A 17,017-nucleotide genomic window follows, 5' to 3' on the forward strand; every position below is an offset into this window, starting at 1 on the left:
GGCCGGGGAGTTGTTAAAAGGAGACGGCCGGGGGGGGGGCCCGGCGGTCCCCCCCCCCCCGCCGTTCCCCCCGTTGCCGATCAACACCCCGCCGGCCCCACCGGCCTGCCCGGTCCCCGCCGCGCCATCGGTGCCGTTGCCGATCAGCGGGCGCCCGAACAACGCGTTGGTGGGCGCATTGATCACACCCAAGATGCCGTTCTCCAACATCTGCAGCGGCGAAGCGTTAACGGCCTCGGCGGCCATATACCTCAACCCGGCCGCGCTCAACGCCTGCGCAAACTGCTGATGAAACAGCGTCGTCTGTGCGCTCATCGCCTGATACTGCTGGGCATAACCGCCAAACAGGCTCGCGATCGCCGCCGACACCTCATCGGCGGCCGCAGCCGCCACCTGCGTCGTCGAACCCGCCGCCGCCGCGTTGGCCGCCTCAATCGCCGACCCGATCCCGGTCAAATCCGACGCCGCCGTGGCTAGAGCCTCCGATGCTGCGATCACATACGATGACATTTTGGGCTTCCTGACACTGATAGCCCGGCTCAGGCTGACGTCGGGACGATTTTGACAGGTTCAATAATGACCCCCCCTGCGCCACATTTGTTGCGCATTGCGGCTATTGCTGGCCGCGTATAGCGGCTACGCCCACACGGCGTGGTAACGGCGGGCGGCGCCCCCCGGGAAACCCGGGCGAGACGCCGGACCCAACAGGGGAGTGCGTCCACCCTTCGATAGCGCCTGGCGCACAGCAGGTTTGGCGAACTCAGGTAAATCCTCGCGAATATGGATCCCGCCCGCGGTGGCAGTGCCTTGATGCTGGGCGCGCCCGCGACCACGGCGGGGGCCGGCCTTGGCTTGCCGATCGCGCGGGGGCTGGCTCGCGCCCACGGAGGCGAGCTGGTGTGTCTGCCGCATGACGGTGGCGGGCAGTTTCGGCTTAGCTTGCCTTCTCGTGCGATCGGGCGCTCTCACCGCAGACTCGGCGTGCCGGCTATCAGCGTGCGACGGCAGGCTCGCGCACCGGCTCGTCTTGGTGAGGCTCGTTAACCTCGCCGCGGTGATGCTGCCGCCGGTAATGGCGGATCTCATAGATCAGCCCAGCCAGACCTAGGGCGCCGGTGCATCCCGACACCAGGATCAGCAGCGGGCTGCCGCTACCCGCGAACGCGTCGCCCAGGATGACCACCGCCGCGGTGCCGGGGAGCAAGCCGGTCAAAGTGGCCCACGCGAACGGCATGACGCGCACGCCCGAGGCGCCGGCGGCATAGTTGATCGCCGCGAACGGAACGACGGGAATTAACCGCAGCGACAAGATGGCCAGCCAGCCGCGCTCACGCAGGCGCTCGTCGAGCCGGTCGATCGCCCGGCGGCGCACCAAACGGTTCAGCTGCCAGCCGGTCGCGCGCACCAGCAGCATCGCGATCACCGCGCTAGCAGTGCTGCCGACCACCGCGATGAGTACGCCCACCACGGGGCCGAACAACAGCCCGGCGGCCAACGTGAACGCGGTGCGGGGGAACGGCGGCACCGTGACGACGGTATGCACCAGCAGAAATGCCAGCGGGAACCACGCACCGAGTGACTTGGCCCAATCGCGCAATTCCACCGCCGTGGGCACCGGAACCAGCAGCGCGACTGCTACCAATACTGTGATTCCCACCACTGTTGCCACGATCCGCGGCACCGACGCCTGACGTGCGGCCGTGCCAAGCGAGATGGCGATACCGCGCACGGTATCGGTGGTTTTGCAGATGGCGGGAGCCGTCACGCTTTCCCAGCGTACGGGCTCAAGATGAATAACTCGTTTCCCCGGGCTGGCGTTTCGTCACACTCCGGCCTCGATTGCCGCACCTGGGCGCCTATATGGCCGTCCCAATCAATTAGCCTTATTAGTTAAGTGACAACCCCGAAGCAAGCCCAAGCAATATCGCTAATTGCTGCGGAAACAGGAGCAGTCGGTGTCCATTGATGTACCCGAGCTCGCCGACCTAGAACAGGTTCGCGGGCGTTGGCGCACCGCGGTCGCCGGTGTGCTTTCGCAGAGCAACCGTACCGATCCCGCGGAGCTCGGCGACAACCCCGAGCAGCTACTGGATACCACGACCCCTGACGGGTTCGCCATCCGGGCGCTCTACACCGCGTTCGACGAGCTGCCGGAGCCGCCGTTGCCGGGCCAGTGGCCCTACGTGCGCGGCGGCGACGCATTGCGCGACGTCAACTCCGGCTGGAAGGTTGTCGAGGCTTTTCCGGCGCCCGGTACCGCCCCCGGTGAGGCGAACGCGGCGCTGCTGAGCGCCTTGGGGGAGGGAGTCAGCGCGCTGCTGCTCCGGGTAGGGGAATCCGGCGTGGCTACGTGCCAGCTCGAGGCGCTGCTTGAAGGTGTCTACCTAGGCATGGCGCCGGTGATTCTCGACGCGGGAGCCGACTACACCGCGGCCGCTGACGCGATGTTGGCGCTGGTCGAACGGGTGGACGACGACCAGCGTGCCACGGTGTCGGTGGACCTGGGCGCCGATCCGCTGACGGCGACGTTGAGCGACCGCACCGCTGCGACGGTCGCGGACGTTGTCGCAGTCGCGAAACGCGCGGTCGGCACCCAAGGCATACGGGCGATCACCGTTGACGGGCCCGCGTTCCACAACCTGGGCGCCACCGCTGCGTGGGAGCTCGCGGCCACGATCGCCGCGGCGGTGGCCTACCTGCGGCTGCTCACCGAATCCGGGATCTCAGTCCGCGAGGCCCTTAGTCAGATCAGCCTCCGACTCGCCGCTGACGACGATCAGTTCATGACGCTGGCCAAGATGCGCGCCGTGCGCCAGCTGTGGGCGCGGGTCGCCGAGGTCGCGGGCGATCCGGACGGCGGCGCGGCCGTCGTGCACGCGGAGACGTCGCTGCCGATGATGACCCAGCGCGACCCCTGGGTGAACATGCTGCGCTGCACGTTGGCGGCCTTCGGCGCGGGCGTTGGCGGCGCCGACACCGTGCTGGTCTACGCGTTCGACGTGTCCATCCCCGGCGGCTGGCCAGGTACGGCAACCAGCTTCGCCCGTCGGATTGCCCGCAACACCCAGCTGCTGCTCCTGGAAGAGTCGCATGTCGGCAGGGTGCTTGATCCCGCCGGCGGGTCGTGGTTCGTCGAGCAGCTCACCGAACAGCTGGCCCAACAGGCCTGGCGCTATTTCCAGGACATCGAGGGGCACGGCGGATTTGTCGCCGCCCGGGAGTACCTGGCTGGCCAGATCGCCGAGCTCGCGGCCCGTCGCAGTGACGACATTGCGCATCGCCACATCGCGATCACCGGCGTCAATGAATTCCCCAATCTCGGCGAAGCCCCACTGCCGCAGGGTAATTCGCTACGCAGAGCCGGGCGCGTGGTGCGCTACGCCGCCGAGTTCGAGGCACTACGCGATCGGTCGGACGTCTACCTTGCGAAAGAGGACAAACGGCCGCAGGTGCTATTGCTGCCGCTGGGGCCATTGGCCGAAAACAACATTCGGACCACCTTCGCGGCAAACCTGTTGGCATCGGGCGGCATCGAGGCGGTCAACCCCGGAACCGTCGACGCCGAAGCTGTCGGTGAGGCCGTCACAGACGCGGGGTCACCGACGGTAGCGGTGATCTGCGGCACCGACAAGCGCTACCGCGACGAGGCCGCCGACGTTGTCCAGGCAGCCCGAAACGCCGGCATCGAGTGGCTGTACCTAGCGGGACCCGAAAAGGCGCTCGGCAACGCCCAGCGCCGTCCCGACGAATATCTGACCACGAAAATCAATGCGGTTGAAACGCTTTCGAATCTGCTTACCAGGTTGGGGGCCTAGATGACGGCCACAGTTCCCGCTATTGGCAATTTCGCCCAAATTCCGTTGCGCACCGATCGGACCAAAGAACCGCCCACCAAAGCCGCGGTGCAAAAGCATGTCTCCGCTGCCGCGGCGGCGCACGGGTACACGCCCGAACAGTTGCTGTGGCACACGCCGGAAGGCATTGACGTCAAACCGGTCTACATAGCCGCCGACCGAGCCGCGGCCGAAGCTGACGGCTACCCGCTTAACAGTTTTCCCGGCGAGCCCCCCTTTGTGCGCGGCCCCTATCCGACGATGTATGTCAACCAGCCGTGGACCATCCGCCAATACGCCGGATTCTCCACCGCCGCCGAGTCGAATGCGTTCTATCGCCGCAACCTGGCCGCGGGTCAAAAAGGGTTGTCGGTGGCCTTCGACCTGGCCACCCACCGCGGCTACGACTCCGACCATCCTCGCGTCCAAGGGGACGTCGGAATGGCCGGCGTCGCAATCGATTCCATCCTCGACATGCGGCAGTTGTTCGACGGAATCGACCTGTCGACCGTAAGCGTGTCGATGACAATGAACGGCGCCGTGCTGCCAATCCTGGCGCTGTATGTCGTCGCCGCGGAGGAGCAGGGAGTGCCGCCGGAGAAACTGGCCGGCACCATCCAGAACGACATCCTCAAAGAATTCATGGTCCGCAACACCTACATTTATCCGCCGAAGCCGTCGATGCGGATCATCTCGGACATCTTCGCCTACACCAGCGCCAAGATGCCGAAGTTCAACTCCATCTCGATCTCCGGCTACCACATCCAAGAAGCCGGTGCCACAGCGGATTTGGAGCTGGCTTACACGCTTGCGGACGGTGTGGAATACATCAAGGCGGGGTTGGACGCCGGGTTGGACATCGACCAGTTCGCGCCCCGGCTGTCCTTCTTCTGGGGCATCGGCATGAACTTCTTCATGGAGGTCGCCAAGCTGCGGGCCGGCCGGCTGCTATGGAGTGAGCTGGTGGCCGAATTCGGAAGCCAAAGCCCGAAATCCCGGTCATTGCGCACCCATTCGCAGACATCGGGCTGGTCGCTGACCGCCCAGGACGCGTTCAACAACGTCGCCCGCACCTGCATCGAGGCGATGGCCGCGACCCAGGGTCACACGCAATCGCTGCACACCAACGCACTCGACGAGGCGCTGGCGCTGCCCACCGACTTCTCCGCCCGCATCGCCCGCAACACCCAGCTGGTGCTGCAACAGGAGTCGGGCACCACGCGGCCGATCGACCCCTGGGCCGGCTCCTACTACGTGGAGTGGCTGACCCACCAGCTCGCTCAGCGGGCCAGGGCCCATCTCGCCGAGGTCGCCGAGCACGGCGGCATGGCTCAGGCCATCAGCGACGGCATACCCAAGCTGCGCATCGAGGAGGCGGCCGCGCGCACCCAGGCCCGTATCGACTCGGGTCAGCAGCCGGTGGTCGGGGTCAACAAATACCAGGTCGACGAGGATCACGAGATCGAGGTGCTCAAGGTCGAGAACAGTCGGGTGCGTGCCGAGCAGCTCGCCAAACTGCAAGACCTGCGCCAAAGCCGGGACCAGTCCAAGGTCGACGCCGCGTTGGCCGAGCTGAGCCGTGCCGCCGCCGCCCACGGCAGTGCCGGTGCAGACGAGTTGGGTAACAACCTGATGGCCCTGGCGATCGATGCGGCGCGGGTCCAGGCCACCGTCGGCGAGATCTCCGACGCGCTGGAGAAGGTATACGGGCGCCACAAGGCGGAGATCCGTACTATCGCCGGGGTCTACCGTGACGAAGTCAAAGGAGGCGGAAACATCGCCCCGCTTTCCCAAGCCACCCAACTCGCGGAGAAGTTCGCCGAGGCCGACGGACGCCGGCCGCGCATCCTGGTGGCCAAGATGGGCCAGGATGGTCACGACCGCGGTCAGAAGGTGATCGCAACGGCCTTCGCCGACATAGGGTTCGACGTCGACGTCGGGTCGCTGTTCTCCACGCCCGAGGAGGTGGCGCGCCAGGCCGCCGACAACGACGTGCACGTGATCGGTGTGTCTTCGCTAGCCGCGGGGCATCTCACGCTGGTGCCCGCGCTCCGCGACGCGCTGGCCGAGGCGGGCCGGCCCGACATCATGATCGTGGTCGGTGGCGTCATCCCGCCTGGTGACTTCGACGAGCTGTACGCCGCCGGGGCGGCCGCGATCTTCCCGCCCGGGACGGTGATCGCCGATGCCGCAATCGGCTTGCTGCACAAGCTCGCCGAGCGGCTGGGGTACACGCTGGGCTAGTGTGCGGCCAACTTTTTCCCGCGAGCGTAACGCCACGGCGAAATTCCACGCATTTTGTCGCCGTGACGTTACGCTCGGCGCGTTCAACGAGGCGGGGGCAGTGACATCCCAAGACAAGGACACGGTCGAGCAATTGGCGGCTGCCGTGCGCAGCGGCGATCGCGCGGCCCTGCCACGGGCCATCACGCTGGTGGAGTCCACTCGCACCGACCACCGTGAGCAGGCGCAGCAGCTGCTGCTGGCGTTGCTTCCGGCATCCGGGAACGCGCATCGCGTCGGCATCACCGGCGTCCCGGGGGTGGGCAAGTCCACCGCCATCGAAGCGCTCGGCATGTACCTCATCGAACAGGGGCACCGGGTGGCGGTGTTGGCGGTCGACCCGTCGTCAACCCGTAGCGGCGGCTCGATCCTGGGTGACAAGACCCGGATGGCCCGGCTGGCAGTGCATCCGGACGCCTATATCCGACCGTCGCCAACCTCGGGCACGTTGGGCGGGGTGGCAAAGGCCACCCGGGAGACGGTTGTCCTATTGGAGGCGGCCGGTTTTGACGTGATTCTGATCGAAACCGTCGGTGTCGGTCAGTCCGAGGTGGCGGTGGCGAACATGGTTGACACCTTTGTGTTGTTGACCCTGGCGCGTACCGGTGATCAGTTGCAGGGCATCAAAAAGGGCGTGCTGGAGCTGGCCGACATCGTGGTGGTCAATAAGGCCGACGGGGAGCACCTGCGCGATGCGCGGTTAGCCGCTCGGGAGTTGTCTTCGGCGATCCGACTGATCTATCCACGCGAGACACTTTGGCGGCCACCGGTTCTCACGATGAGTGCGATCGAGGGGAGTGGCCTGACAGAACTATGGGAAACCGTCGAGCGTCATTGTCAGGTGCTGACCGACGCCGGCGAGTTCGAAGCCCGTCGGCGTGATCAGCAGGTGGACTGGACCTGGCAGATGGTCCGTGACGCGGTCTTGGACCGGGTGTTTTCCAACCCTGCGGTGCGAAAGATCCGCGCCGACATCGAGGGTCAGGTCCGATCGGGGGAGTTGACCCCGGCCATGGCGGCCCAGCAAATACTCGACACGGCATCTTCCTAACGGAAAGGTAAATTAATCTTTGTTTGCCATTCGACACGTGTGAAATCGACGTAAATTCAAACTCGTGAAGGTTGACACCCGAGTCGATCGCCGTGCGGTCCTTCCCCACGATGCCCCTGACGCAGGTCATCGTGTGTCCGGTGCGGCGGACTCAAATTTTGCTTGCGTCGTTCGTGCCTTTGCCAAGATGTTTCCCAGTCGCCGATTCGGGGGCGGGGCGCTGGCGGTATATCTCGACGGACAACCCGTCGTCGACGTGTGGACAGGCTGGTCCGACCGAGGTGGCAAAGTGCCGTGGGTGCCAGATAATGCACCGATGGTGTTTTCGGCAACCAAGGGATTGGCTTCCGCCGTTATCCACCGGCTCGCCGACCGAGGGCTGATCGACTACGACGCGCCGGTTGCTGAGTATTGGCGGGAGTTCGGCGCCAACGGCAAGGCGGCTCTCACCGTTCGTGACGTGATGCGACACGAGGCTGGTTTGTCGGGGTTGCGCGGTGCGACGCAGCATGACTTGCTGGATCACATCGAAATGGAAGAGCGGCTGGCGGCAGCGGCTCCCGGACGGCTGCTGGGCAAACCCGCCTATCACGCGCTGACGTTCGGGTGGCTGTTGTCCGGGCTGGCCCGGGCCGTGACCGGTAAAGGGATGCGTGCGCTGATCCGCGAGGAACTCGCCGAACCATTGGGCACTGACGGCCTCCATCTGGGCCGGCCGCCCGCAGAAGCGGCGACACGGGTTGCCGAAATCATCATGCCGCAGCACATTTCCGGGCACCCGCTGCTCAACTATGCGGCATACAAGGTCGCCGACCGGCTGTCCGGTGGATTCCGTTCCATGTATTTCCGGGGCATCCTGGCGGCCGTGCGCGGTGAGATTCCGCTGCTGGACGCCGAGATGCCGGCTGCCAACGGGGTGGTGACGGCCCGTGGCCTGGCCCGGATGTATGGCGCGATCGCCAACGGCGGCGAGATCGATGGCACCCGGTTCCTATCACGCGAAATCGTCGCGGGGCTGACCGGCCGTCGCAGCCTGGAGATGGACCGAAACCTCCTGGTGCCGTTGTCGTTCCACCTCGGCTACCACTGCGTGCCCTTCGGCAACCTCATGCCGGGCTTTGGCCACGCTGGGATGGGTGGGTCGGTCGGCTGGGCCGACCCGGCGACCGGAACGGCGTTCGCCTACGTGCACAACCGGCTGTTGTCACCGTTCCTGGTGGTGGATCACGTCGGGTTGGGCACGCTGGGCAACCTCATCCGGCAAGGTGTCACCCGAGCCCGCAGACGCGGCTTCGAGCCGGTAAATGAGTTTGGCGCGCCGTTCTCCGAGCTGGGAGCCGTGGCGGGCTAAACTCGTTCCGAAGAATCTTCCAGGCGGAAGCCGACTTTCATGGTCACCTGGACGTGCCCAACCGCGCCGTCCACCAGGTGGCCACGAATCGACTGCACTTCGAACCAGTCGAGGCCGCGCATGGTCTGCGCGGCACGTTCCAGACCGTTGCGGATAGCCGGGTCAACGCCCTCGGGAGAGGTTCCGACAATCTCGATCACGCGGTAGGTGTGATTACTCATCGTGTCCCCTTACGTTCCTTTTCGGGCCAGCGGCGCCGAGGATAGCCCGCGCCGACGACCTGATGGGGGAACTTTCGCCGGTGTTGTCGGCCGCTCATCCAGACTTTTGAATCTCGGGTCGTTAGGCACGCTAGTGGGTTAAACTGCCGGGCGGCTGAGCTGGGGGCGCGCCCTGGTCCCGGCACCATAGCTCGAAAACGGGGGAGATCGGGGGAGAATGTCGTGAAGCGACCCGTAGCGGTAGTACGGGGTGTGAAGGCGACGGTCCGACAACGGTATGCGGCGATCATCAGCCAATCCGAGCGCAGCCTCCTGCTCAGCGCCGTCCTGGTGGCGACAACAATTTCGGCGGTGACGGGATTTGTTCTCGCTCAGTACTACTCAATCGACGTCCTTTCCTCGCTGATTTTTGTCCCACATGACTGCTACCTCGATTGGGGAATGAACGTCGGTCGGCATTGCTTCAGCGACTACACGATGCCGGTGACCCTCGGGTTGCGGTCCAATCCGTGGGAGCCCTACCCGGCATGGACCTCAGCCGACCACGTGCCCTTCCAGAACAATTACCCGCCGGCAGGGATGGTGCCGCACGTGGCCTTTGGGTTGCTTGGTCAATGGCTGCACGCGCCGCGAATCGGGTTGCTCGGCTACCTGCTCGCATTGTCGATAGCTGTGTTTACGCCTGCCGCGTGGGCCTCGCGCGGTGGACGCGGCTACGAGCGAGTGGTGATCTTCATAGCGTGCGGCATTGCGGCCATTCCGGCCTGGATGGCCATCGATCGGGGCAACTCGGTGGGGTTCGTCGTACCGATCGCGCTGGTCTTTCTGGTGGCGCTGTGCCGAGGTCGGTGGAGACTCGCCGCGATCATGGTCATCCTGGCGGCGCTGGTGAAACCGCAGTTCGTGCTATTGGCGGTCGTGCTCTTCGCGGCCCGGCAATGGCGGTGGGGCGGCATTGCGGTCGCCGGGTCGATTTTCTTCAACCTCGCCGCATACGCGCTGTGGCCGCACGAGTTCCCGCAAACGGTCGTGCAATCGATGCGCGCCACCCTTGAGCCTGGTGCGTTCCAACGGCTCATCGGAGGATTAAACGTGTCGTTCGGGCGGGTGGTCCTGGCGATCCCCGATTCCATTGCATCGCTGCAACACGGCGGCGCGATACCGGAGGGCTTTCTTGTCGGCGTGCGGGGGCTGGCAGGTTATGTTGTCCTGCTCCTTGTCATTGTGTCCGTGGTGGCGCTCGGACGCCGGATTCCCCCGGTCATGGCGGGAATCGTGTTGCTAGCCACGGCATCGCTTTTCCCTGCCCTGAGTCAGCCTTACTATTTGGTGTTCGTGTTGCCGGTGGCCGCGCTGGTGGTCCGGGATCCGGACGGGCCGCTCGGATTCGGGATTTTCGACGATCCGGAGACTGTCGGTGGCCGCCGTCGAGCGGCTGGTGTTTGGGTAAGTCTTGCCGCGGCGCTCAGCATTGCGCAGATCGCCCTGCCGGGCCCGGCGTTTCAGGTACCGATCGTGGGAAAGCTGGGGCTCCCGGGAATCCCTGTGCCCACTGCACCGATGGTTGTCAGCACGCTGCCATTGACGTCGGGTTTGTGGTTCATTGCATGCTTGGCGGTCATCGTCTCGTACATACGTAGGCCCGCTTTCTCGCCCCCGAGCGATCCGGAGCCCGCCTCCGAACCCGAGAACTCGGTAAAACCCCCACACACTGCCGCCGAGAGCCCGGCACTCCAAGGTGAGCTGATGGCCGAATCGTGAACCGCAGGTCAGCCACGGCGAAATGTGAAATGCTGTACCCCACGGCTCCGATCGGCACTGGCGCCGCCGGGGGATCGGCCCAAACAGGTAACTGCGGGAAACGCAGCTCTTTGAGCGGCCATCTCGTACGCTCCAACACACGGTATCGGTCTACGTAAGGAATTGCTTTGTCTGTGGACGCGGGGGAAATCGGATCAACGTCACCGTCTGAACGGATCTGCATCATCGGCGGCGCCGGCCATGTGGGGCTGCCGCTCGCCCTGGTGTTGGCCGACGTGGGCTTCAATGTCGACATCTTGGACACGAACGCCCAGGCCTTGAAAACCATCATGGCCGGCCGGATGCCGTTCATTGAAAATGGCGCAGAAGATCTGCTCAAGCGACTGTTGCCCACCGGGCGTATCTCTGCGACCACGGATTCATGGGCAGTCCGGAATGCCGACATCGTGATCTGCGTGGTCGGTACACCGGTCGACGAATACCTGACCCCGCAGGCGCACGCTTTCTTCCGGATCATCAACGAGATCAGCCCGTACTTCCACGACGAGCAGACCCTCGTTCTCCGAAGCACTGTCTACCCGGGACTGACGCAACGCGTCCACGACCTGTTCCAGGAGCGCGGCATTGGCGTCCACGTGACGTTCTGCCCGGAACGCATTGCACAGGGACACTCGATTCGCGAGCTGCGGATGATTCCCCAGATCATCAGCGGATTCGATGACGAGGGGGTCCGCGTGGTCCGCAAGTTATTCTCGCGGATTACCAGCGAGATCATTGAGGTCGAGCCGCAGGAGGCTGAGCTGGCCAAGCTGTTCTGCAACAGCTACCGCTACATCCAGTTCGCGGTCGCGAACCAGTTCTATCTGCTCAGCCGTGAGGCCGGACTCGATTTCGATCGCGTCCACCATGCGGCGACGTACAAGAACGCACGCGTTGACAGCCTGCCAAGAGCCGGATTGGCGGCCGGGCCCTGCCTGCTTAAGGACACGATGCAGCTCGCGGCCTTCAGCAACAACAACTTTATGTTGGGGCACGCGGCCATGCTCATCAACGAAGGCCAACCGCAGTTCATCGTCAACATGCTTAAGCGCCGGGTGAACTTGCGCGACAAGACCGTTGGCATCCTGGGCATGACGTTCAAGGCCGACTGCGATGACACGCGCGACTCACTCAGCTTCAAACTGCGGCATCTATTGATGCTTGAAGCCAAGGAAGTTCTCTTGCACGACCCCTTCCTCGAGGGCAAGGATTATTACCCGCTGGACGCCGTCGTGCAGCGGGCCGATGTGTTGGTCGTCGGCGTGCCCCATTCTGACTACCGTGACCTTCGGGTACCGCGAGGCAAGATGGTCGAAGATGTCTGGGGCTGCCTGGATGTCAGTGAGCTTGATGAAGACGCACGCAATGGCGCGTACTTGGTGACTCTAGGGACGGGAGCAGCGGTCCAGTGAAGGTACTCGTAACCGGCAGTGCGGGATTCATCAACGGCTACGTCGTCGACGAGTTGCTCCGTGCCGGCCACGAAGTCGTCGGGATCGACAATTACTCGAAGTACGGCAAGGTCTCGAAAAGCTACGACGATCATCCGCGCTACCACTTCGTCGAGGGCGACGTCAAGGACGTTGACCTCATGTTCCGGCTGGTCGAGGGCTGCGACCAGATGGTGGCCAGCGCGGCCCGCATTGGCGGCATTACCTACTTCCACGAGTATGCCTATGACCTGCTGGCTGAAAATGAGCGCATCGCGGCCGCTCACTTCGATACTGCCATCTACGCATATAAAAAGGGCTGGCTCAAGAAGATCAACGTGATCAGTTCGTCGATGGTGTTCGAGAACGCGTCTGTGTTCCCGACGCCGGAAAAGCACATCACCGAATGCCCGCCTCCGACAAGCACTTACGGCTTCCAAAAGCTGGCCTGCGAGTATTTTGCGCACGGCGCCTACGAACAATACGGTCTTCCGTACACGATCATTCGCCCGTTCAATTGTGTGGGGACGGGCGAGCAGCGGGCGCTGGGTGGACGCGAAATTCCAAGCGGCAACGTCAAACTCGCGATGAGCCACGTTGTGCCGGATCTGATCCAGAAGGTGGCCAAGGGCCAAGACCCGCTGCACATCCTGGGGGATGGCACTCAGGTGCGCCACTACACCTACGGCGGCGACCTGGCCAGAGGCATTCGCACGTGCATGGAGCATCCGGCAGCGCTCAACGATGACTTCAACCTCTCCACCCCTGAGGCCACCACGGTGGTGCAACTCGCCGAAGTGATCTGGCGCAAGATGCGTCCCGGCACACCGTTTCGCTACGAAAGCGATCCGCCGTTCGAACATGACGTCCAGCTACGCTCCCCGGATGTGCACAAGGCATCCGAGGTGCTCGGGTACTCGGCGACGACCTCGCTGGATACCATGCTGGACGAGGTCATCCCCTGGGTCGCCAATGCCGTTGAGGCGGGGACCATCTGACATGGGTCGGTGCTACCCACAAGGACGACATGCGAGGTGACCCCGACCTTAAGCAGCTCTACCGCAATCGCTTCGGACACGCACGGGAGTCGCGATCTGCGATCTGGGATGTTTTGGTTCGCAACTTCTTCCAAGCCCGGATCAGGCGCAGCGATACGGTGGTCGACCTGGGCTGTGGGTATGGCGAATTCCTGAATCACGTGCGTGCGGCGCGTCGCATCGGCGTTGATCTGAATCCGGACAGTGCCGGCATGCTCGAGCCTGGGGTCGAGTTCCACGAGGGCCGAGCCGACGACCTTGGCTTCCTCGAGGACGGCTCGGTGGACGTCGTCTTCACCAGCAACTTGTTGGAGCATCTGCAGACCAAGGCGGAGGTTGAGCGGACAATCGCCGAGGCACGCCGGGTGCTCAAGCCGGGCGGGCATTTAATCGCAATGGGTCCGAATATTCGCTTCGTCCCCGGCGATTATTGGGACTTCTGGGATCATGCGGTGCCGATCAGTGATCGTTCGCTGATTGAGCTACTCGAGTTCAATCAGTTCGACATCGTTGAGTCGTACGACCGATTCCTGCCGTACACGTCGTCGTCGCCGTTGCCGCAAGCACCGATCTTGGTGCAGCTGTATCTGGGGTCCAAGATGGCGTGGCCGATCTTCGGCAGGCAGTTCGTGATCCGTGCGCAGAAGCCGCGATCGAAGACCAATGACGAGCGCCTGATCAGTGTCGTCATCCCGGTGTACAACGAGGGTGAGAATATTCAAATCTGCATCAGGCGACTCACGGAGGCGCTAGCGGACACACCACACGAACTGCTCGTGTGCTACGACTTCGACGAGGACACCACCCTGCCGGCACTTGCCGCCATGCCCGACAAGCCAACCACCGTGCGGCTGGTCCGGAACTCGCTGGGCAAAGGTGTGGCAAATGCGCTGATCGCCGGCTTCGCGGCCGCGCGTGGTGACGTCGTCGTCACCAGCATGGCCGACCTGTCGGATCCCCCTTCGGCAATTCCATTGATGGCGGCCAAGATTCGGGAAGACGGAGCCGACGTCGTCAGCGGGTCACGGTATATGTCCGGCGGCTCCCAGCATGGCGGACCGCGGTTGAAGACTTTGATGTCACGGACCGCGGGGCTCAGCCTGCACTACGTGGGTCGGCTGCCGACCCACGATGCCACCACGAATTTTCGCGCATACAGCCGGCGATTTCTCGAGGACGTTCCAGTGGAGAGCGTGCGTGGGTTCGAAGTCGGGCTCGAGCTAACGACAAAGGCGCACCTGCTGGGCTATCGCATCGACGAGGTCCCCAGCAGTTGGCATGACCGAACTGCCGGCACAAGCAAGTTCGATCTGGTGGGTTGGCTCCCTGCCTATCTGCACTGGTACGGGCTCGCCATGCGGCGGCCGATGTTACTTTGGACCGGCGGCGGGCTGGCAGCGCTAGCAGCCGCACGGCTCACGCGCCGACGCGGACTCGGGTACCGCGGCGGAGTTGGGCGCGAAAAGCTGTGTTGTTGAGGTGAATTGGAGCTGCCAATGAGCCTACTCAAGAGCCTTGCACTGGTTGCCACTGCGCTACTGCTTGCGGCGTGCGGAGGCGCTACGCACACCACAGCCTCCACTGTGACTGTCACGCAGCCTGTTACAGTTGCGCCGCCTCCCAGTCAAGCGGCGGCTCACCAGCCACCGCCGGCTACGGCGCCCAAGGCCGTGATCGACGACTACGGCAGTTCCTTGAGCGTCATCGACAACGACGGCAAGTATCTGGTTTACGCGGACATTATGCCGGGCAGGTATCGCAATGCTGGTGGGGCGATGTGTTATTGGGCGCGGCTACGCAGCCTTGATGCAAGCGACATCATCGATAGCCGGATGAGCGGTGTTTCGCAGATAGTCGAAATCCATGAGGATGACACCGCGTTCCTGACCCAAAACTGTGGGACCTGGCAGATGGTGCATGTCCCGAGCCCGTGGGAATTCTAGTGACGATCCATGGTGAAATCTCGCCGGCTGCGCAGAAAGCGTCTGTGCCGCAGACGGATTCAGACAGCCCAGTGCAACGCGCGGCCAAGTTGGGGCGGGTGCTTCGGTATCCCGCGAGGGCATCGGGGCAAGTGCGAACGTGGATCTCGACAACAAAGCAGGGCTCCGCCCGTTGGCAGCGTAGTCTTGTGGCCGTCATCGCTGGTCTCATCTTTTGGCCACAGTCGTCGGTCGACGCTAGCATCGGGCTCGACCCATCTTGGCAGGCTGGGCTCGCTCTGGCCCGGGTCCAACACATTGCGTGGGGTCCTGAGCTCGTATTCACTTACGGCCCCCTCGGATTCCTGCGCACCAGTGCCTACTACACGTTCGGTCAGTCGCTGTTCGCGGCGGCCTGCCAGGTGGCTATCATTGCCGCACTGTTCCTCGGCATCGCGGCGGTCCTGCGGCAGCGCCACGCGCCGATGACATCGCTCATCGGCGCTTTCGTCACGACCGGCATCGTCACCGTCCTGTCGGTCGGCCACGGCCTAGCTTTCAAAGCTCCTTCTTCGACGGAAATGATGTACCCCGAGCTCGTGGTTCTCGCGGCGTTCGCGTGGGCGAGCGTGCCCCTGTTGCAGCAGGAGCCCAGGCGGTCGGCAGTGCTCACCACCTGCCTCACGCTCGGCACGGTTGCAGGCTTTCAGCTGCTGATGAAGTTCAACACCGGCTTCGCTGTCCTGGCCATCGCGCTTGCCCTGTCGGTGCTGCTCGATTGGAAAGCTGTCGGTCGGCATTGCGCAACGGTGGGCGCGTTCGCGGCGTCCACCCTCATCTGCTGGGTTCTCGCCGGCCAACGACCCGGGGACCTGCCCGCCTGGCTCCGGTCCAGCCAGGCGATCGCATCGGGTTACATCGACGGGATGTCCAGCGCGCCGCTCCCACGGTGGGCCTTACCCGCGATCGTATTGAGCGTCGCCTGGATCGTGGCGCTCTGCAGATTGTTTGCGCGGGGCGGCTCGGAGATACCGCGCCGCTACCTGGCGCTCGCCGGCCTCGTGACGTTGATCGCCGGCAAGGCTGCGTTCGGGCGGTTCGAACCCTGGCACTTCGCGATTCTGCTCGGCGTGATCGTCGTTACGTTGGTCATAACCCCTTGGCCCCGCGATCGCCGCCGTGCTGTGGTGCTGGCCGCGGTCGCGGTCGCTTTGGTGTTCGAGCTCAATCTTGGCGGGCCAGCCGCGGTCCTGGACCGCGCCATGTTGGCGATGCGGGCACCTGGGGAAGCGGTCGACCGCCTGGCCACGCTCGCCCTACCGGGTCATGTCGGAAAGCGAATCGAACAAGCCAAGGCGCGCCAGCGTGCGCTATACGCAATCTCGGACCGCTTTCTCGCCGCCATCGGGTCGGGGACGGTTCACATTGACCCCCAAGAGATTTCGGCCGTGTGGGCCTACGATCTGGCGTGGCGCCCGGCGCCGGTCTTCCAGACCTATCAGGCTCTCACACCGATGCTCGATGACCTGAATGGCGAATCACTTGCTAAGGGGCCGCAATTCGTGCTGTCCCGGTTATCGGCGGTCTCACCGGCTATCGGCCTCGACGGCCGGCTCGCCGTCCAAGAATCGCCCAAATATTCGCGTGCGCTGCTGTGCAACTACACCCTGCGCGGCATTGAGGACCGCTGGGCGCTCTTCGCCCGCACCGGCCCCCACTGCGGACCCCTCACCAAGCTGTCGGAGGTCTCTGTCAAGGAGCAAGAGGCGATCAAGGTTCCCGCTCCGAGCGGACCGGACAGAGCGGTCCTGGTGGGAATCGATCTAGATCAGACTCTCAACGACCGGCTGTTCCAGGGAAAAGTCTTGCCGCTGACCACCTTCACGCTTGTGGTCGACGGGGTCACGTATCGCCTCATTGCCAAGAACGCGGCTGAGCCATTTCTGGTCAGCACCCCGGCTTCGGTCGCGGGCACGAATCTGCAGATTCACGCCCAAACCGTCGGTGTCGGCCGCACCATCAACGTAAATCAGCCCTTGGTCACTGCACGACTGCGCTTCTACGAGATGCGTGTCGGGTCGTAAACCGC

The 17,017-nt window shown here is 64.1% G+C and carries 13 protein-coding genes and 1 pseudogene; 11 read left to right on the forward strand and 3 right to left on the reverse strand.

Going from position 1 to position 17,017, the window contains the following annotated elements:
* The coding region (locus MSIMFI_RS23585; RefSeq protein WP_191499389.1) for a PE family protein at positions 1-510 on the reverse strand (510 nt) is incomplete at its 3' end.
* Between the two features lie 296 nt (positions 511-806).
* Here MSIMFI_RS23585 and MSIMFI_RS29830 point away from each other — a divergent pair.
* Positions 807-960 (forward strand): annotated as a pseudogene (locus tag MSIMFI_RS29830) (two-component sensor histidine kinase); the annotation flags it as partial.
* A 31-nt stretch (positions 961-991) separates the two neighbouring features.
* Here the strand turns inward: MSIMFI_RS29830 and MSIMFI_RS23590 are convergent.
* Entirely contained in the window at positions 992-1,765 is a 774-nt protein-coding gene (locus MSIMFI_RS23590; protein ID WP_191499390.1) for a TVP38/TMEM64 family protein, read from the reverse strand.
* A gap of 190 nt (positions 1,766-1,955) precedes the next feature.
* On the opposite strand from MSIMFI_RS23590, the gene mutA reads away from it, so the two are divergent.
* The 4 genes from mutA (at position 1,956) to lipL (ending at position 8,518) form a co-directional block, all read left to right on the forward strand.
* On the forward strand, positions 1,956-3,815 hold the full coding sequence (gene mutA, locus MSIMFI_RS23595) for a methylmalonyl-CoA mutase small subunit (RefSeq protein WP_191499391.1): 1,860 nt from the start codon (positions 1,956-1,958) through the stop codon (positions 3,813-3,815).
* Positions 3,816-6,077: a methylmalonyl-CoA mutase gene (scpA, locus tag MSIMFI_RS23600; RefSeq protein WP_191499392.1), complete on the forward strand. Its 2,262-nt coding sequence runs from the start codon at positions 3,816-3,818 to the stop codon at positions 6,075-6,077.
* Between the two features lie 100 nt (positions 6,078-6,177).
* A complete protein-coding gene (gene meaB / locus MSIMFI_RS23605; protein ID WP_224770398.1) occupies positions 6,178-7,167 on the forward strand; it encodes a methylmalonyl Co-A mutase-associated GTPase MeaB in 990 nt (329 codons plus the stop codon).
* Positions 7,168-7,231: 64 nt separating this feature from the next.
* The gene (gene lipL / locus MSIMFI_RS23610) at positions 7,232-8,518 is read left to right on the forward strand and encodes an esterase/beta-lactamase LipL (RefSeq protein WP_191499394.1); all 1,287 of its coding nucleotides are present in this window, start codon (positions 7,232-7,234) and stop codon (positions 8,516-8,518) included.
* On the opposite strand, the gene MSIMFI_RS23615 is transcribed toward lipL, so the two are convergent.
* Entirely contained in the window at positions 8,515-8,739 is a 225-nt protein-coding gene (locus MSIMFI_RS23615) for a dodecin (protein WP_191499395.1), read from the reverse strand. The genes lipL and MSIMFI_RS23615 overlap by 4 nt on opposite strands.
* Positions 8,740-8,961: 222 nt before the next feature.
* Between MSIMFI_RS23615 and MSIMFI_RS23620 the strand changes: the two genes are divergently transcribed.
* From MSIMFI_RS23620 to MSIMFI_RS23645, 6 genes are all read left to right on the forward strand, one after another.
* Positions 8,962-10,500: a glycosyltransferase family 87 protein gene (locus tag MSIMFI_RS23620; protein ID WP_224770399.1), complete on the forward strand. Its 1,539-nt coding sequence runs from the start codon at positions 8,962-8,964 to the stop codon at positions 10,498-10,500.
* 173 nt (positions 10,501-10,673) lie between these two features.
* Complete coding sequence (locus MSIMFI_RS23625; protein WP_224770446.1) at positions 10,674-11,951, forward strand: nucleotide sugar dehydrogenase; 1,278 nt, start codon at positions 10,674-10,676, stop codon at positions 11,949-11,951.
* Positions 11,948-12,967, forward strand: a complete 1,020-nt coding sequence (locus tag MSIMFI_RS23630; protein ID WP_191499396.1) for an NAD-dependent epimerase/dehydratase family protein — start codon at positions 11,948-11,950, stop codon at positions 12,965-12,967. The genes MSIMFI_RS23625 and MSIMFI_RS23630 overlap by 4 nt, the downstream gene beginning before the upstream one ends.
* 29 nt (positions 12,968-12,996) lie before the next feature.
* Positions 12,997-14,484, forward strand: a complete 1,488-nt coding sequence (locus MSIMFI_RS23635; RefSeq protein ID WP_191499397.1) for a glycosyltransferase — start codon at positions 12,997-12,999, stop codon at positions 14,482-14,484.
* 18 nt (positions 14,485-14,502) lie between these two features.
* Positions 14,503-14,949, forward strand: a complete 447-nt coding sequence (locus MSIMFI_RS23640) for a hypothetical protein (protein WP_191499398.1) — start codon at positions 14,503-14,505, stop codon at positions 14,947-14,949.
* A 188-nt stretch (positions 14,950-15,137) separates the two neighbouring features.
* Complete coding sequence (locus tag MSIMFI_RS23645) at positions 15,138-17,012, forward strand: hypothetical protein (RefSeq protein WP_224770400.1); 1,875 nt, start codon at positions 15,138-15,140, stop codon at positions 17,010-17,012.
* The last annotated feature ends 5 nt before the right edge of the window (positions 17,013-17,017 follow it).

The organism is Mycobacterium simulans (genome assembly GCF_900232995.1).
GTDB lineage: Bacteria > Actinomycetota > Actinomycetes > Mycobacteriales > Mycobacteriaceae > Mycobacterium > Mycobacterium simulans.